The organism is Micromonospora sp. R77, from assembly GCF_022747945.1.
Taxonomy (GTDB): domain Bacteria; phylum Actinomycetota; class Actinomycetes; order Mycobacteriales; family Micromonosporaceae; genus Micromonospora.
Map to the genome: position 1 here is coordinate 3,287,964 of NZ_JALDST010000001.1, position 16,876 is coordinate 3,304,839.

The 16,876-nt window shown below is 72.4% G+C and carries 16 protein-coding genes; 11 read left to right on the forward strand and 5 right to left on the reverse strand.

From position 1 onward, the window contains the following. Positions 1-42: 42 nt before the first annotated feature. On the forward strand, positions 43-801 hold the full coding sequence (locus MRQ36_RS15395; protein ID WP_242796218.1) for a DUF4230 domain-containing protein: 759 nt from the start codon (positions 43-45) through the stop codon (positions 799-801). Between the two features lie 147 nt (positions 802-948). On the opposite strand, the gene MRQ36_RS15400 is transcribed toward MRQ36_RS15395, so the two are convergent. Next, the gene (locus tag MRQ36_RS15400; RefSeq protein WP_242796219.1) at positions 949-1,149 is read right to left on the reverse strand and encodes a PspC domain-containing protein; all 201 of its coding nucleotides are present in this window, start codon (positions 1,147-1,149) and stop codon (positions 949-951) included. Positions 1,150-1,484: 335 nt separating this feature from the next. Here MRQ36_RS15400 and MRQ36_RS15405 point away from each other — a divergent pair, with 335 nt between their 5' ends. The 9 genes from MRQ36_RS15405 to MRQ36_RS15445 all read left to right on the forward strand — a co-directional run bounded on the left by MRQ36_RS15405 (position 1,485) and on the right by MRQ36_RS15445 (position 13,823). Further along, positions 1,485-2,855: an L-serine ammonia-lyase gene (locus tag MRQ36_RS15405; RefSeq protein ID WP_242796220.1), complete on the forward strand. Its 1,371-nt coding sequence runs from the start codon at positions 1,485-1,487 to the stop codon at positions 2,853-2,855. Between the two features lie 65 nt (positions 2,856-2,920). Continuing rightward, positions 2,921-3,748 (forward strand): ABC transporter permease, encoded by an 828-nt coding sequence (locus MRQ36_RS15410; protein WP_242796221.1) that lies wholly within the window; start codon positions 2,921-2,923, stop codon positions 3,746-3,748. Continuing rightward, the gene (locus MRQ36_RS15415; RefSeq protein ID WP_242796222.1) at positions 3,745-4,491 is read left to right on the forward strand and encodes an ABC transporter ATP-binding protein; all 747 of its coding nucleotides are present in this window, start codon (positions 3,745-3,747) and stop codon (positions 4,489-4,491) included. Before MRQ36_RS15410 ends, MRQ36_RS15415 begins: the two co-directional genes overlap by 4 nt. Continuing rightward, positions 4,488-6,413 (forward strand): DUF5941 domain-containing protein, encoded by a 1,926-nt coding sequence (locus MRQ36_RS15420; protein WP_242796223.1) that lies wholly within the window; start codon positions 4,488-4,490, stop codon positions 6,411-6,413. The genes MRQ36_RS15415 and MRQ36_RS15420 overlap by 4 nt, the downstream gene beginning before the upstream one ends. A gap of 27 nt (positions 6,414-6,440) precedes the next feature. Then, entirely contained in the window at positions 6,441-8,612 is a 2,172-nt protein-coding gene (locus MRQ36_RS15425; RefSeq protein ID WP_242796224.1) for a bifunctional glycosyltransferase family 2 protein/CDP-glycerol:glycerophosphate glycerophosphotransferase, read from the forward strand. Positions 8,613-8,769: 157 nt separating this feature from the next. Continuing rightward, the gene (locus MRQ36_RS15430) at positions 8,770-10,074 is read left to right on the forward strand and encodes an ABC transporter ATP-binding protein (RefSeq protein ID WP_242796225.1); all 1,305 of its coding nucleotides are present in this window, start codon (positions 8,770-8,772) and stop codon (positions 10,072-10,074) included. Positions 10,075-10,183: 109 nt separating this feature from the next. Beyond that, positions 10,184-10,651 (forward strand): DUF4442 domain-containing protein, encoded by a 468-nt coding sequence (locus MRQ36_RS15435; RefSeq protein WP_242796226.1) that lies wholly within the window; start codon positions 10,184-10,186, stop codon positions 10,649-10,651. 53 nt (positions 10,652-10,704) lie between these two features. Continuing rightward, positions 10,705-11,454 carry a beta-phosphoglucomutase family hydrolase gene (locus tag MRQ36_RS15440; RefSeq protein WP_242796227.1) on the forward strand — a complete coding sequence of 250 codons (750 nt, stop codon included), beginning with the start codon at positions 10,705-10,707 and terminating at the stop codon, positions 11,452-11,454. After that, a complete protein-coding gene (locus tag MRQ36_RS15445) occupies positions 11,451-13,823 on the forward strand; it encodes a glycoside hydrolase family 65 protein (RefSeq protein WP_242796228.1) in 2,373 nt (790 codons plus the stop codon). The genes MRQ36_RS15440 and MRQ36_RS15445 overlap by 4 nt, the downstream gene beginning before the upstream one ends. Before the next feature lie 48 nt (positions 13,824-13,871). Here the strand turns inward: MRQ36_RS15445 and MRQ36_RS15450 are convergent, their stop codons facing one another. The 3 genes from MRQ36_RS15450 to MRQ36_RS15460 form a co-directional block, all read right to left on the reverse strand. Next, entirely contained in the window at positions 13,872-14,048 is a 177-nt protein-coding gene (locus MRQ36_RS15450; RefSeq protein ID WP_242796229.1) for a hypothetical protein, read from the reverse strand. Between the two features lie 86 nt (positions 14,049-14,134). After that, entirely contained in the window at positions 14,135-14,482 is a 348-nt protein-coding gene (locus tag MRQ36_RS15455; RefSeq protein ID WP_278187515.1) for a co-chaperone YbbN, read from the reverse strand. Further along, positions 14,452-14,844, reverse strand: coding sequence for a MerR family transcriptional regulator (locus tag MRQ36_RS15460; RefSeq protein WP_242796230.1), 393 nt, complete (start codon positions 14,842-14,844; stop codon positions 14,452-14,454). The genes MRQ36_RS15455 and MRQ36_RS15460 overlap by 31 nt, the downstream gene beginning before the upstream one ends. Positions 14,845-14,965: 121 nt before the next feature. On the opposite strand from MRQ36_RS15460, the gene MRQ36_RS15465 reads away from it, so the two are divergent. Continuing rightward, a complete protein-coding gene (locus MRQ36_RS15465) occupies positions 14,966-15,628 on the forward strand; it encodes a dienelactone hydrolase family protein (protein ID WP_242796232.1) in 663 nt (220 codons plus the stop codon). A 51-nt stretch (positions 15,629-15,679) separates the two neighbouring features. Here the strand turns inward: MRQ36_RS15465 and MRQ36_RS15470 are convergent, their stop codons facing one another. Further along, positions 15,680-16,804 (reverse strand): AI-2E family transporter, encoded by a 1,125-nt coding sequence (locus MRQ36_RS15470; protein WP_242796234.1) that lies wholly within the window; start codon positions 16,802-16,804, stop codon positions 15,680-15,682. Positions 16,805-16,876: the final 72 nt, after the last annotated feature.

A 16,876-nucleotide genomic window follows, 5' to 3' on the forward strand; every position in this document is an offset into this window, starting at 1 on the left:
CGTCATCACCAGTCGATGTTTCTGACGAGGACGGTGAGGGCGATGGCCCGCGACGGTGACATCAACGAGCCCACCAGGGAGTTCCCCGGTTATCCGACCGGTGAGTCGCTGCGGGAGCGGTCCGACGTCCCTGCCGACCCGACACCGGGGCGGCCCGGGGGCGGGGCGACCCGGGGCCTGCTGGCGGTGCTCGGCGCGGCGGCGCTCGCGGTGGTGGTGCTGCTCGGCGTGCAGGCCACCGGGATCCTGCCGGACTTCCGCAACCCGTTCGCCAAGGAGCAGACCGACCGCAGCCAGCCGCCGCTGCTCAAGTCGATCCGCGACCTCAGCCGTTACGTCGCCGCCGAGGGCAACTTCCAGGTCGTCGTCGACCTGCAGAAGGACCGGAACAACGTGCCGGCGTTCCTGCTCAACGAGCGGACGCTCTTCGTCGGGGCCGGCAGCGTCGAGGCGTACGTCGACTTCGCCAAGATCGCCGACGGAGCGGTGGTGGAGTCCGCCGACGGCAAGTCGGTCGAGATCAAGCTGCCCGCGCCGCAGCTCGGCGAGACCAACCTCGACCTGGAGAAGAGCTATGTCTTCGCCGAGCAGCGCGGCCTGATCAACCGGATCAACGACCTGGTCGCCGGTGACCCCAACAAGCAGCAGCAGGTCTACAAACTGGCCGAGGACAAGATCACCGCCGCCGCCCGGGACAGCGGGCTCACCGCCCGCGCCCAGGAGAACACCCGCAAGATGCTGGAGGGCCTGCTCCGCTCCCTGGGCTACGAGAAGGTCACCGTCACCTACACCGCCCCCTGACGCGCACCCCCCGCTCGCTCACCCGTCCGCCCGCCCGCCTCAGGGGGCGGGCGGCATTTTCACGGAAAGCGGCCCCATTCGCGACGGCGAGGCACCGGATTCAGAGAAACCGGTGCCTCGCGCGCGTCGACGGGGGACGGGCGGGGGTCAGTAGCGGGTGTGGGTGTCCTCGTTCGGCATCAGGATCCAGAGGACCAGGTAGACGATCACCTGGGTGCCGGGCAGCAGCAGCGACAGCAGGAACAGCAGCCGGATCATGCCGGCCGACATGCCGAACCGCTGGGCGAGGCCGGCGCAGACACCGGCGAGCATGCGCCCCTGACGGGGCCGGACCAGTTTGCGACTCATCGTCGTACTCCCACTCTGCGGCGATCCGCCGCGCTGCACTCAACGGTAGGAAGGGGCGCCCACCGCGCCCTCGGCCGCGAGGAGGAGCGGCGGCCCCGGCACCCGTAGGTGCTTACCCCGCCGGGTCCCCGCCGACCCTTCCCCTGGTGCCCCCGTGCCGGAATGTGCGGGGTTGCGGAGGGGGCGGGGTGCGCGCGGGAATGTGGGGTGAGCTGGGCGGGTAGGCTCGCCGGTCGGGCGCCCACACCCCGGGCCTCCACCAGCCGTCCCGGACCCGGGGCGGCACGACCGGGCCGGACTCCGCACAACGGGTACGACGGCGAGGAAGCGCAGCCATGATCAGTGTTTTCGACCTTTTCAGCGTCGGCATCGGGCCGTCCAGCTCGCACACCGTCGGGCCGATGCGGGCCGCCCGGACCTTCGTCACCGGGCTCAAGGCCGACGGCCTGCTCGCCGACACCGCCCGGGTGCAGGCGGAACTCTTCGGCTCGCTGGGCGCGACCGGGCACGGTCACGGCAGTGACCGGGCGGTGCTGCTCGGGTTGGAGGGCGAGGCGCCGGAGACGGTCGACACGGACCGAGTGGGTTCCCGGGTGGCGGAGATCCGTGCCGGGCGCCGGCTGCGTCTGCTGGGCGTACAGGAGGTCGACTTCGACCCGGACCATGATCTGGTGCTGCACCGTCGCCGGTCGCTGCCGTATCACCCGAACGGGATGACCTTCGCGGCGTACGACGCGGCGGGTGGGCAGCTGCGGGCCCGGACGTACTACTCGGTCGGTGGTGGGTTCGTGGTGGACGAGGCGGCGGCCGGGGCGGACCGGATCGTCCCGGACACCACGCGGGTGCCGTACCCGTTCCTCACCGGCGCGGAGCTGCTGAAGGTCACCGCCGACAACGGGCTGTCGATCAGTGAGGTGATGCTCGCCAACGAGCTGTCCTGGCGTACCGAGGGGGAGGTGCGGGCGGGGCTGTTGGACATCTGGCGGGTGATGCGCGAGTGCGTCGAGAGCGGCTGCCGGCGGGACGGCACCCTGCCGGGCGGTCTGAAGGTACGCCGTCGGGCGGCGGAGCTGCGGCGTGGCCTGGAGGCGGACGTCTACTCGATGGATCCGCTGCGGGTGATGGACTGGGTGACGCTCTTCGCGCTGGCGGTGAACGAGGAGAACGCGGCCGGCGGCCGGGTGGTGACCGCGCCGACGAACGGTGCGGCGGGCATCATCCCGGCGGTGCTGCACTACTACACGCGGTTCGTGCCGGGCGCGTCCGACGACGGGGTGGTGCGGTTCCTGCTGGCGGCCGGGGCGATCGGCGTGCTGTTCAAGGAGAACGCCTCGATCTCCGGTGCCGAGGTGGGCTGCCAGGGTGAGGTGGGGTCGGCGTGTTCGATGGCGGCGGCCGGGCTGGCCGAGGCGCTGGGCGGCACCCCGGAGCAGGTGGAGAACGCGGCCGAGATCGGCATGGAGCACAACCTCGGGCTGACGTGTGATCCGGTGGGCGGGCTGGTGCAGATCCCGTGCATCGAGCGGAACGCGGTGGCCAGCATCAAGGCGATCACGGCGGCCCGGTTGGCGCTGCGCGGCGACGGCGTGCACCACGTGTCGCTGGACAAGGTCATCAAGACCATGCGGGAGACCGGCGCGGACATGAAGGTCAAGTACAAGGAGACCGCCCGCGGCGGCCTCGCCGTCAACGTCATCGAGTGCTGACCCCGATGGGGTGACCCGGCCGGTCACCGCCGCCGAGCGGCGACGGCGCGGGCGAGGATGGGGTGGTGACGACAGGCGTCGCGGCGCTCTGGTCGGCCCGCAACTCGCTGCGCATCCTGGTGAAGCGGGACCTCGCGGTGAAGTACCAGCAGTCCGTGCTGGGCTACTTCTGGTCGCTGATCGAGCCGCTGGGCATGGGTCTGATCTACTGGTTCGTCTTCGGCGTGCTCTATTCCGGGGCGACCCGTCGGCACCTGGGCGACGCGGCGGGCTCGTATCCGCTCTTCCTGATCACCGGCATCTTCGCCTGGATGTGGGCCAGTTCGGCGCTCAACGAGGCGACGAACGCGCTGACCGGCCAGGCCCGGCTGATCACCACGATGAACGTGCCCCGGCAGGTCTTCCCGATCGGCCGGGTCACCGGCCGGTTCGCCGAGTACGCCGCCGGCCTGCCCATCCTGCTCGGCATCGCGGCGATCTACGCCTGGCACGGGAAGATCCGCTTCGGCTGGTCGCTGCTCGCCCTGCCGCTGGCCGTGGCGGTGCAACTGGTGCTGCTGGTGGGGATCGCCCTGCTGCTGTCGGCGTTCAACGTGCTGATGCGGGACATCGAGCGGTTCATGCGGCTGATCATCCGGCTGCTCTTCTACGCCACCCCGATCATCTATCCGCTCAGCCTGGTCCGGGAGTCCGGCATGCCGACCTGGGTGAAGGTGGCGTACGAGCTGAACCCGCTGGTCGGGATCTTCCAGCTGCACCACTCGATCTGGTATCCGGACGAGTTCCCCGACGCCTGGCTGCTCGCCACCACCGTGCTGGGCAGCCTGCTGGTGCTGGCGGCCGGCTGGTGGGCGTTCGGCCGGCTGGAACCGGCCGTGCTCAAGGAACTGTGATGCCGCCGATCATCGAGGCCGACGGTCTGGGCATCCGGTTCGTGCGCAACCGGCGCCGGCAGTTGCGGCTGCGGGAGCTGCTGATCCACCGGGACGGCCGGAAGGCCGACGCCGGCCAGTTCTGGCCGCTGCGGGACGTGTCGTTCCGGATCGAGCCGGGCGACACGGTCGGGGTGGTGGGGCGCAACGGCACCGGCAAGAGCACCCTGCTGCGGCTGATCGCCGGGGTGCTGATCCCCGACGAGGGCCGGATCCGGGTCCGGGGTGACGTGGCCCCGCTGCTGGAGCTCTCGGCGGGTTTCTCCAACGACCTGACCGGCCGGGAGAACCTCTATCTGGTCGGCGGCCTGCACGGGCTCTCCACCGGCTACCTGCGCCGGCACTTCGACGAGATCGTCTCGTTCGCCGGTGAGCAGATCGAACGGTCCATCGACACCACGGTCCGGCACTACTCGTCGGGGATGAAGGTCCGGTTGGGCTTCGCGGTGATCGCGCACCTGCCGCATCCCATCCTGCTCGTGGACGAGGTGACCGCGGTCGGGGACGCCGAGTTCCGCGCCAAGTGCTATGCGACCATCGAGCGACTTCTCGCGGAAGGGCGCACGCTGGTGCTGGTGTCACACAACGAAAAGGACCTCACCCGGTTCTGTCGTCGGGGGCTCTATCTCGACGCCGGCCGGCTGACGGTCGACGGGACGATCGACGAGGCACTGGCCGCCTACGCCGGCGCGGCGCAGCGGTGACGCTCGCGATCGTGCTCGCCGCCGACGCGGCGGGCGGGACGGGTGACGCCGCGCAGCGGCTGGCGGAGCAGTGGCGGCGGGCCGGGGCGACCGACGTGCGGGTCGCCGCCGACCTGGCCGAGCTGGCCGCGCTGGTGAGCACTCAGAACGCTGCGGTGCTGGTCAGCGGCACCGATCTGGTGGCGCACACCGCCGTCCTGCGGCACCTGGCGACGAGCCCGGTCGGCCCGACGGTGGCGCTGGTGCTCACCGATCCGCCAGGGGTCGGTCAGGTGGCGGTCCGTGAGGAGCGCGGCCAGGTGGTGGCGGTGGGCGCCCCGGGCGAGCTGCCCGACGCCACCGGCGTCTTCGGCGGCGCGTTCCGCGTCGGCCCGGACGACCTGCCCGCCCTGGCCGCCGCCGCCCGCGCGGCCACCACCACGACCACGGCGTCCGCGGTGGACCGGCTCTTCGCCGATCTCACGGCGCGCGGCACGTTGACCTTCGCCCACCGGGTACGCCTGCTCGTCGCGCACCGGGCCACCGACCCGGCCGACCGGGCCACCGCCGAGGCGGCGGTCGCCGTGGTCGACGAGGACAGGGCGGAACTGCGGCTCTCGGTCAAGGAGCGGGACGACTTCTTCACCACCTTCTTCGTCAGCACCTGGTCGGTGTACGTGACGAAGGCCGCGGCCCGGATCGGGCTGGGCCCGACGGCGGTCACCATGATCTCGGTGGTCTTCGCGGTGGCGGCGGCGGTGCTCTTCGGCGTCGGCGGGCGGCCCGCGTTGGTTGCCGGTGCGGTCCTGCTCTACCTGGGTTTCGTGCTGGACTGCGTGGACGGCCAGTTGGCCCGCTACACCCGGCACTTCAGCGCCTGGGGTGGCTGGCTGGACACCATGGCCGACCGGGCGAAGGAATACGTGGTCTACGCCGGTCTCGGCTACGGCGCCACGCACGCCGGGTTCCGCTACGGCTGGGCCCTCGCGATCGCCGCGATCACCCTGCAGACCGTCCGGCACATGACCGACACCTGGTACGGCGTGCTGCACGACGAGGCGGCCCGGCGACCCCGCCCGGCGACTCCCGACACCGGTGGGATCGGCGGGAAGTTGAACGCCGCGTCGACGAAGGTGCAGGCGGACACCGGCTCGGTGTCGTACTGGCTGAAGCGGACGGTGGTCTTCCCGATCGGGGAGCGGTGGGCGCTGATGGCGCTGGCCGCCGCGCTCTTCGGCCCGCTGGTGGCGCTGGTGGCGGTGCTGGTCTGGGGGACGCTGGCGTTCGCGTACACCGGGGCGTTGCGGACGCTGCGGGCCCGCTGGATGCGGGTGCCGGTGCTGACCACGGTCGACACCGGCCTCTACCGGGACGACGGCCGGCTGGCCCGCATCCTGCCGGCCGCTCGGGGGCCGCTGGCGCTGGCGATGCTCGGCGCGCTCGGCGCGGCGGGGCTGCTGCTCTGGGCGTTGCTGACCGTGCACGACGGCGGGCAGCTGCCGGGCTGGGCCGTGCCGCTGGGGCTGCTGGTGCTGCTGGCCGGCGCGTCCGGAGCGCGGGCGGCGCACGACGGGCCGCTGGACTGGCTGGTCCCGGCGGCGCTGCGGGCCGGGGAGTTCCTCTTCGCGATCGCCGTCGGGGTGGCGGGCCGCGCGCCGGCCTGGCTGATCTTCGGGTACGTCTTCGTGCTCACCCTGCACCACTACGACCTGACCGCCCGGTTGGAGAAGCGGCAGGAGGCCCCGCCGCTGCACGCCGCCACGCTGGGCTGGGAGGGGCGGTCGGGGCTGCTGGCCGTCGGGTCAATCGTCGGAATCACGAGTATTGCTCTGGCTACACTCGGTACGTACCTTCTCGTGGTTTTCGTCGCGAGCGTGGTCCTCGCCTGGGTGGTCCTGCCGGCCCGCGCCCGACGGACGCCGGCCGCCGTTCGGCGGGGGTGACCGCTCGCCGGGCTGACGGAGGCCGGGATGACACTGATCAGCTTCGTCGTTCCGGCCTTCCGAGTGCAGGGCTACCTGCGCGAGTGCCTGGACTCGATCCTCGGCCAGCCCTTCGGTGACCTGGAGGTCGTCGGGGTCGACGACGCCTCGCCCGACGGCAGCGGCGAGATCCTGGCCGAGTACGCCGCCCGCGACCCCCGGGTCCGCGCGGTCCGCCTCGCCGAGAACGTCGGCCTCGGTCCGGCCCGCAACGTCGGGCTGGACCGGGCCGTCGGCGAGTACGTCTGGTTCGTCGACGGCGACGACTGGCTGGTGCCCGGCTGCCTGCCGCACGTCGCCGACCGGCTGACCGCCACCCGCCCCGACGTGCTGATCGTCGACCACGTCCGGGCGCACTGGGACGGCACCGGCACCCGCAGCGCGATGGCCGACGTCTTCCCGACCCCGCCCGGGGAGACGACGTTCCGGCTGCGGGACCGGCCGGAGACCCTGCGGCTGCTGCACACCGCCTGGAACCGGTTGGTGCGCCGGCGGTTCCTGGTCGACCTCGGGCTGCGCTTCGAACCCGGCTGGTACGAGGACGTCCCGTTCAGCTATCCGGTGCTGATGGCCGCCGACCGGATCGGCGTGCTGGACCAGGTCTGCCTCAACTACCGGCAGCGGCGCACCGGTGCGATCACCCGGACCCGCGGCGACCGGCACTTCGAGGTGTTCGCCCAGTGGCACCGGGTGTTCCGCCTGATGGACCGGTGGGACGTGACCGACCTGCGGCCGGCCGTCTTCGAGCGGATGATCTGGCATTACCTGACCGTGCTCGGCAACGGCGAGCGGATCGCCCCCGAGCTGCGGCCGGTGTTCTTCGCCCAGATCCACGCCGACTTCCACCGTTTCCGGCCGTCCGGCGGCTACCCGGTCCCGGGCGGCGTCGAGGGGCTGAAGCACCGGCTGGTGGCGGCCGGCCGGTGGCATACGTTCAGCGCGCTGCGCGGCGCCAACCAGGCGGGGGACGCGGTGCGGCAGGTCCGGCGGCGGGTGCTGCCGGTGGCCCGGCGGGCCGCCCGGTCGGGCCGGGAGGCGGTGTTGCGCGAGTACTACCGGGCCGAGCTGCGCCGGCCGATCGACCCGACGCTGGCCGTCTACGCCGCCTACTGGTACCGCGGCTACGCCTGCAACCCGGCCGCGATCCATGCCGCCGCCCGCCGCCTCGCCCCCCAGGTACGTGGCGTGTGGATCGTCCGGCGGGACCGGATCGACACCCTCCCGCCCGGCGTCGAGTATGTCGTCGCCGGCACCCCGGCCTGCTACCGGGCCCTGGCCCGGGCGCGCTGGCTGGTCAACAACGTCAACTTCCCGGACTTCGTCCGCAAGCGACCCGGCTCGGTCCACGTGCAGACCCACCACGGCACCCCGCTCAAGGTGATGGGCCTGGACCAGCAGCGGTATCCGATCGGCGCGCTCGGGATGGACTTCGGCGCGCTGCTGCGCCGGGTGGACCGCTGGGACTTCAGCGTCACCTCGAACAGCTTCTCCACCCAGATGTGGGAGCGGGCCTATCCGGCCGCGTACACCACGTTGGAGGCGGGCTATCCGCGCAACGACCGGCTGGTCACCGCCACCCCGGCGGAGGTACGCCGGATCCGGGCGGAACTCGGCCTCGACCCGGCTGACCTCGTGGTGCTCTACGCGCCCACCCACCGGGAGCACCTGCCGGGCTGGCGGCCACCGTTCGACCCGGACCGGTTCCTCGACGCGCTGGGCCCGACCGGGCGCCTGCTGATGCGCAGCCACTACTTCCACGACCGGGAGCGACGGCCCCGGCCGGTCGGCGCGGCGCGGCTGCTCGACGTCAGCGCCCACGACCAGGTGGAGGACCTCTATCTGGCGGCGGACGTGCTGGTCACCGACTACTCGTCGGCGATGTTCGACTATGCGGTGCTGGACCGGCCGGTCGTCGTGTACGCGCCGGACTGGGCGGCGTACCGGGTGGCGCGGGGGGTCTACTTCGACGTGACGGCCGAGCCGCCCGGCGCGGTGGCGCTCGACTTTCCCGCGCTGCTGGAGGTCTTCCGCTCCGGGGCCCACCGGTCCGGGGCGGCGGAGGAGGCCCGGCGGGCGTTCCGGGCCCGGTTCTGCGCGCTGGACGACGGGCACGCCGCGGAGCGGGTGGTTCGTCGGGTCTTCCTCGACGGTCCGGCGTGACGCGATTACTCGCCGGTTACCTTACCGATTGCGGTCGGCCGATCCGGTGTAATAGGTCTGTCACGAGCCGAACATGGCACGTTTACCCGATGTGCTGATCGGATGATCCTGGTCACAGTCATTGCCGGGTTCGGCCGACGAGCTGGGGGAGGAGACGGTGACCACCGTCGCGCTCAAGGATGTGACCAAGGTGTTCCAGGACGGGACAGTTGCGGTCGACACCATAAATCTGGACGTCAATGACGGCGAGTTCATGGTGCTGCTCGGCCCGTCGGGCTGCGGGAAGTCCACCGTGCTGCGCATGGTGGCCGGTCTGGAGGACCCGACCACCGGCGCGGTGATGCTCGACGGCGAGCTGGCCAACGACCTGCCGCCGCGGGAGCGGAAGATCGCCATGGTCTTCCAGGACTTCGCGCTCTATCCGCACATGACCGTGGGGGACAACATCGGTTTCCCGCTGCGCCTGGCCGGGGTCGAGCCGACCCCGCGCGGCGAGCGGATCCAGGACGTGGCGAGCGCGTTGGGCATCGGCGACGTCCTCGGTCGCAAGCCGAGCCAGCTCTCCGGCGGTCAGCGGCAGCGGGTGGCGATGGGTCGGGCCATCGTCCGGCGGCCCGGCCTGTTCCTGATGGACGAACCGCTCTCCAACCTGGACAGCGGCCTCCGTGCCGAGCTGCGCGCGGAGATCTCCGGCCTGACCCGGGAACTGGGCGTCACCACCATCTACGTCACCCACGACCAGGCCGAGGCGCTGACCATGGCCGACCGGGTGGCCATCATGCGCAAGGGCGTGCTGCAGGACGTGGGCACCCCCACCCAGGTGTACGGCCGCCCGGCCACCCTCTACGTCGCCGCGTTCCTGGGCAGCCCCCGGATGAACCTGCTGGAGGCGTCGGTCTACGTCCATCTCGACCGGTACGTGGCGCTCAACCTCGGTGAGCAGTCGCTCTATCTGCCGTGGGACGACATCCGCAGCCGGGCTGTGGCGCACTATCACGGCGAGCGGATCGTGGTCGGCATGCGGGCCGAGGCGCTCACCCCGGTCGCCCCGGACACCCCGGGCGACGTGCTCCAGGGGCGGATCCGCTATCTGGAGCACCACGGGCACGAGTCGCTGGCCTTCCTCGACATCGGCGCCACGGCGATCATGGTGGACGAGATGGGTGCCCCCGCGGAGACCGCCGAGAACGGCCAGCGGGGCCTGCGCCGGTTCGGCCAGGTGATGCAGCGGCTGACCGGTCGGGCCAGCGACGCGCCCGTGTCCGCGCCGACCGGCGGCGGCAACCGCACCAGCGTGCTCAACGACCCGGGCCGGCACCACCGACGCCCGGCGGAGCTGGCCGTCCGCCTCGCCCCCTACCCGGCCGTCTCGGCCGGCCACCCGCTGGCGATCCAGGTCCGCATGGACGCCCTGCACTTCTTCGACGAGCGCGGCGACCGCATCGACGTCGGCTGGCGCTGAGCGTGCAAGGAGGGGCCCCCTGTTAACGCCTCCGGTATAGAAGGGGCCCCTTCTCACCCCGTCCGCCGGAGGGCTTGCCCGGAAAGTTACCGGCGAGTAGCGTCGGGGCATGACGATCGACTCTCGCCAGGTGGCGGCCGGTCTGCTCGAGGCCGTGCCGTTCGCCCGTACGCTCGGCATCGAAATCGTCGAGGTCGCGCCCGAGGCGGAGGGCGGGGTCCGGGCCGTGGTCCGGCTCCCCGACTCGCCGGCCACCCACAACCACGTCGGCGGCCCGCACGCCGGGGCGATGTTCACCCTCGGCGAGACCGCGTCCGGCGCGGTGGTGCTCGCCGCGTTCGGCACGGTGCTCGACCGGGCGGTGCCGCTGGCCGTCCGGGTCGAGATGGCGTACAAGAAGATCGCCATGGGTCCGGTGCGCGCCACCGCCCGGCTCGGCCGACCGCCGGCCGAGGTGATCGCCGAGCTGGACGCCGGCACCCGACCCGAGTTCCCGGTGCACGTCGAGGTCGGCACCGAGGACGGGACCGTCACGTCCGTGCTGACCGTGGTCTGGACGCTGCGCCCGAACCGCTGATCCCCGCCACGAAAGCGGGTTTGCCCGACCGCCCGGCTGGATAGATTCCAGACGTGCTGGGTCTACCTGCTCACGTGACCGCCTGTCTCTTCGATCTGGACGGTGTGCTGACGCAGACCGCCAAGGTGCACAACGCCGCCTGGACCGAGACCTTCGACGCGTTCCTGAAGGCCCGCGCCGAGGCCACCGGCGAGCCGTACCGGCCGTTCGACCCGGGACCGGACTACAACCGGTACGTGGACGGCAAGCCGCGCGCCGACGGGGTCCGCTCGTTCCTGGCCTCGCGCGGCATCACCCTGCCCGAGGGCACCCCGGACGACCCCCCCGAGGCGGAGACGGTCAACGGGGTGGGCAACCGGAAGAACGTCATCCTGCTGAAGCGGATCCACACCGACGGGGTCGACGTCTACCCTGGCTCGGTGGCCTACCTGGAAGCGGCCGTCGCCGCCGGGCTGCGGCGGGCCGTCGTCTCCGCGAGCGCCAACTGCCGGGACGTGGTCGCCTCCGCCGGGCTCGACCGGCTGCTGGAGGCCCGGGTCGACGGGGTGGTCGCCCGCGAGCGGAGCCTGCGCGGCAAGCCCCACCCGGACACCTTCCTGGCCGGCGCCGACCTGCTCGGCGTCGCCCCACGCAACGCCGCCGTCTTCGAGGACGCCCTCGCCGGGGTGGCCGCCGGGAAGGCCGGCGGCTTCGGGTACGTGATCGGCGTCGACCGGGTCGGCCAGGCCGACGAACTGCGCGCGCACGGCGCCGACGTGGTGGTCACCGACCTCGCCGACCTGCTGAAGGAGCCCCCGGCATGATCCGCGAACGGGCCTATCCGGTCGAGCCCTGGCACGTCCGGGAGGTCCGCCTCGACATGGACGTGCTGGCCCAGTCCGAGTCGGTCTTCGCCCTCTCCAACGGGCACATCGGCCTGCGCGGCAACCTCGACGAGGGTGAGCCGCACGGCCTGCCCGGCACCTACCTCAACTCCTTCTACGAGCTGCGGCCGCTGCCCTACGCGGAGGCCGGGTTCGGCTTCCCCGAGTCGGGCCAGACCATCGTCAACGTCACCAACGGCAAGCTGATCCGGCTGCTCGTCGACGACGAACCGCTCGACGTCCGGTACGGCGAACTCCTCTCCCACGAGCGGGTCCTCGACCTGCGCGCCGGCACCCTGCACCGGGAGCTGCACTGGCGCTCCCCGGCCGGCCGGGAGGTGAAGGTCCGCAGCACCCGCCTGGTGTCGTTCAGCCAGCGCTCGGTTGCCGTGATCCACTACGAGGTCGAGGCGGTCGACCAGCAGATCCGGGTGATCCTCCAGTCGGAGCTGGTGGCCAACGAGAACCTGCCGGCACAGAGCCGGGACCCGCGGGTGGCCGCCGTGCTGGAGTCCCCGTTGCAGGCCGAGGAGGAGCTCACCACCGACGACGGCGGGCTGCTCATCCACCGGACCAAGGTCAGCGGGCTGCGGGTCGCCGCCGCCATGGCGCACGACGTGTACGGCCCGGAACGCACCACCTTCGAGTCCGAGGGGTACGAGGACTGGGTCCGCACCACCGTCGGCTGCGTGCTCAAGCCCGGCCAGACGCTGCGGGTGGTGAAATACCTGACGTACGGCTGGTCGAGCCGGCGGTCGCTGCCGGCCCTGCGCGACCAGGTCGGCGCGGCGCTGGCCGCCGCCCGCCTCGACGGCTGGGACGGGCTCCGCCGGGAGCAGCGGGAATACCTCGACGAGTTCTGGGACGCCGCCGACGTGAAGGTCGAGGGCGACCCGGAGGTGCAGCAGGCCGTCCGGTTCGGCCTGTTCCACGTGCTCCAGGCCGGTGCCCGGGCCGAGCGGCGACCCATCTCGGCGAAGGGACTCACCGGGCCCGGCTACGACGGGCACGCGTTCTGGGACACCGAGATGTTCGTGCTGCCGGTGCTCACCTACACCCAGCCGACGGCGGTGCGGGATGCGCTGCACTGGCGGCACTCCACCCTGCCCCAGGCGCAGGAGCGGGCCCGCACGTTGAACCTCAAGGGTGCCGCCTTCCCGTGGCGGACCATCGAGGGCCCGGAGTCGTCGGCGTACTGGCCGGCCGGGACGGCCGCGTTCCACATCGCCGCCGACATCGCCGACGCCCTTCGCCGCTACGTCCTGGCCACCGGCGACGACCAGCTGGAACGGGAGATCGGCCTGGAGCTGCTGGTGGAGACCGCCCGGCTGTGGCGTTCGCTGGGCCACCACGACCGGCGCGGTCGCTTCCACATCGACGGGGTGACCGGCCCCGACGAGTACACCGCGGTCAAGAACGACAACGTCTACACCAACCTGATGGCGCAGCGGAACCTGCTCACCGCCGCCGACTGCGCGATGCGCTTCCGGGACGAGGCGATCGACCTGGGGGTGACCGAGGAGGAGGCCGCCGAGTGGCGGGACGCGGCGCACGCCATGCACGTCCCGTACGACGAGGGGCTGCACGTGCACGGGCAGGTGGAGGGGTTCACCCGGCTCCAGGAGTGGGACTTCGAGAACACCCCGCCGGAGAAGTACCCGCTGCTGCTGCACTACCCGTACTTCGACCTGTACCGCAAGCAGGTCGTCAAGCAGGCCGACCTGGTGCTCGCCATGCACTGGCGGGGCGACGCCTTCACCGACAAGGAGAAGGAGCGCAACTTCCACTACTACGAGCGGCGCACCGTACGCGACTCGTCCCTGTCCGCCTGCACCCAGGCGGTGGTGGCGGCGGAGGTGGGGCACCCCGAACTGGCGCACCGCTATCTGCGCGAGGCCGCGCTGATGGACCTGCACGACCTCAACGAGAACACCCGGGACGGCGTGCACATGGCGTCCCTGGCCGGCGCGTGGATCGCCCTGGTCGGCGGCTTCGGCGGCCTCCGCGACCACGACGGCACGCTCTCCTTCTCGCCCCGGCTCTCCAGCCGACTCAGCCGGCTGGAGTTCTCGCTGCAGTGGCGGGGGATGCGGCTCAAGGTGGACGTCCGGCCGCACGAGACCACGTACACCCTGCGCAACGGCGGCCCCGACACGGCGCTGGAGCTGCGCCACCACGGCGAGCCGATCAAGGTCACCGCCGCGCAGCCGGTCACCCTGCCGGTGCCGCCCGCCCATCCGTCCGGGCCGCCGCCGGAGCAGCCGCCCGGCCGGGCACCCCTGCTCCGCCTGCCGGAGAACGCCAGCTGACCGGAGTCCCGGCCCGGGTCGTGACCGGGCCGGGACTCCTCGCGTACGTCAGAACTGGCGGCCGTTGGACGGCCGGCCGGCCGCGTCCCGCGGCGACGTGGTGCGCGGGTCGTCGGAGGTACGGGCCCGGGCCGCCTCGTCCGCCCAGTCCCGGTCGCGCTCGGCGTCCTGTTCGTGCCGTTCCCGCTCGGCGGTCTGCTGCTGGGACCTGTCCCGCTTGGCCATGGCGATCCTCGCGATCCGTCGGGGCGCTGCCGCGCCGTGGGGTCACCCTGCGGCTTCCCGATCGACCCGGGGGCAAACGGGGCCGGTCACCCCTCCAGATGGCGGGCGAAGCTGAGCCGCAGGTGGTTCTTCGGCCGCGAACCGACGATCGAGCCGACGACCTGGCCGGCGGAGAACACCAGCAGCGTCGGCATCGACATCACCTGGTACGCCCGGGTGGTCTCCGGGTTCTCGTCCGAGTCAAGGGCGACGAAGCGCAGCGCGTCGCCGAACTCCTCGGCCAGTTCGGCCAGGTGGATCGAGACGGCCCGGCACGGCGGGCACCACTCCGCCCAGAAGTCGACGACCACCGGAACCGGGCTCGCCAGCACCGTGGCGGCGAAGGTGGCGTCGGTGACCTCGGTCAGTCGGCTCTGGTGCGTGTCCTGAGGCATGTTTCCTCCCGGTGGGCGATGGCGCGGGCGAGCTGGTCGTGCAGCTGGTGACGGACCGTGCCGAGCCGGTCGAGGTAGTCGTCCACCTCGGCGAGCTTGCGGCGCAGCACGGCCACCGAGTCGGGGCAGACGTCGCCGGAGCTGTTGCCGGCCCGCAGGCAGGCCACGAACGGCCGGATGTCGTCCAGGTCGAAACCCACCGCGAGCAGCGCCCGGATCTCGTGCACCACCCGCAGCTCCGCCTCGTCGTAGACGCGGTAGCCGTTGGCGGACCGGCCCGGTCGGACCAGTCCCCGGGTCTCGTAGTAGCGCAGCGTCCGAGTGCTCGTGCCGGCCCGTTCCGCCAGCTCACCGATCCGCATCCGACCTCCCGCGTCCGCCCTCGCGGGCCACGCTAGACCTTGTCGTCGGCGTCAAGGCAACAGGTGAACCGGAGCATCCACGGGGTATGCGCGCCACCGGCGAAACGGTGGGAGGTCGACGATGCGGACGCGTGCGGTGACGATCCCGGTGGTGCCGGACGGCCTGCCGGCGGACCTGTTCATCCCGGACCGGCCGGTGGGGGTGGTGCTCTTCGCCCACGGCAGCGGCAGTTCCCGGCACAGCCCGCGCAACGTGGCCGTGGCCCACGCGCTCAACGAGCGGTCGCTGGCCACCGTGCTGGTCGACCTGCTCACCCCGGCGGAGGACGCGGTGGACGCGCGGACCGCCGAGCTGCGCTTCGACATCGGGATGCTGGCCGGGCGGCTCGCTGCGACCGTCGACTGGATGGCCGGCGACGAGGACCTCGGCCCGCTGCCGGTCGGCCTCTTCGGCGCCAGCACCGGTGCCGCCGCCGCCCTGGTCGCCGCCGCCGCCCGCCCCGACCGGGTCCGCGCGGTGGTCTCCCGGGGCGGCCGGCCCGACCTGGCCGGTCGCGCCCTCACCGAGGTACGTGCACCGACGCTGCTGCTGGTCGGTGGCCTCGACGAGGAGGTGATCGTGCTCAACGAGCAGGCGCGGGCCGAGCTGGGCGAGATCGCCGAGCTGCGGATCGTCCCCGGTGCCACCCACCTCTTCGAGGAACCCGGCACCCTGGACCAGGTCGCCGCCCACGCCGCCACCTGGTTCGCCACCCACCTCCCCGTCCCCGCTCTCCGACGGTGATCATGAGGTTGGCGGCGGTGGAGGAGATCCACTTCGCCGCCAACCTCATGATCACGCGGTGGGGACGAGGCCGTCGCGGTCGCGGTGGCGTTGGACGGTGTCGATGATCCGCCAGGTGACGGCGGCGATCGGGACCGAGACGAAGGCACCGGCGATGCCGGCGACCAGGGTGCCGGCGGTGACCACGACCAGGATGACGGCCGGGTGGAGCTGCACCTGACGCTTCATGATCAGGGGTTCCAGCAGGTTGCCCTCGATCTGCTGGACGGCGATCACCGCGCCCAGCGTCAGCAGTGCCGTGGTGGGGCCGTTCGCGGCGAGTGCCACCAGCACCGCGACCGCCCCGGCCACCGTGGCGCCGATGATCGGCACGAACCCGCCGAGGAAGGTGATCAGTGCCAGCGGGAGGGCCAGCGGCACCCCGAGCAGCACCAGCGCCAGACCGATCCCCAGCGCGTCGATCGCCGCGATGATCATTGTGCCCCGGCTGTACGACCCCAGCGTCCGCCAGCCCACCCGGCCGGCCTCGGCGGCGACCGCGCGGTTCGGCCCGGTGGCCCGGCCCAGCACCCAGTGCCACATCGACCGGCCGTCCTTGAGCAGGAAGAAGAGCAGCACCAGCGCGAGCAGCACCGAACCGACCACCTCGGCGGCGGTACGGGCCCCGCCGACCGGGTCGGGCGCGGTGCCGGTCAGGCCGTCGCGGGTCTGCTGGACCAGCCGGTCCAGTTGGGCGTCCGTCACCGGCAGGGTGGAGGTGACGAAGTCCCGGCTGCGCGCCAGCCCCTCGTCGAGTTGCTGGGTCAGCTCGCCGAACTGGCTCGCGGTCAGATTCCACACCAGAACGCCCACGCCGACCAGCACCCCGAGCAGCAGCAGGATGGTGAGTAGAGCGGCCGGCGCGGCCGGCACCCGCAGCCGGCGCAGCCGCAGCAGCACCGGATCGAGCAGGGCGGTGAGGAAGAGCGTGCCGGCCAGCGCGATGGCCAGCGGCGCGAGCAGCACCGCGACCTTTCCCAGCAGCCACAGCCCGACGACCACGACCACCAGGCAGGCGCTCCAGGTCACCGCCGTCCGGACCAGCCAGGGCAGGCCCGCCCACGCCTGCCGGGGTCCGGCCGTCCGGGCCCGCTCCGTCGTCGCCTCGGGCGTCCGCCCGGTACCGTCCTCGCCCACGTCGACCTCCTCGATCGTGGCCGCTCGATACCCGTCCGGCCGTCGTTCGACACCCGCTCCGAACGTGCCGCA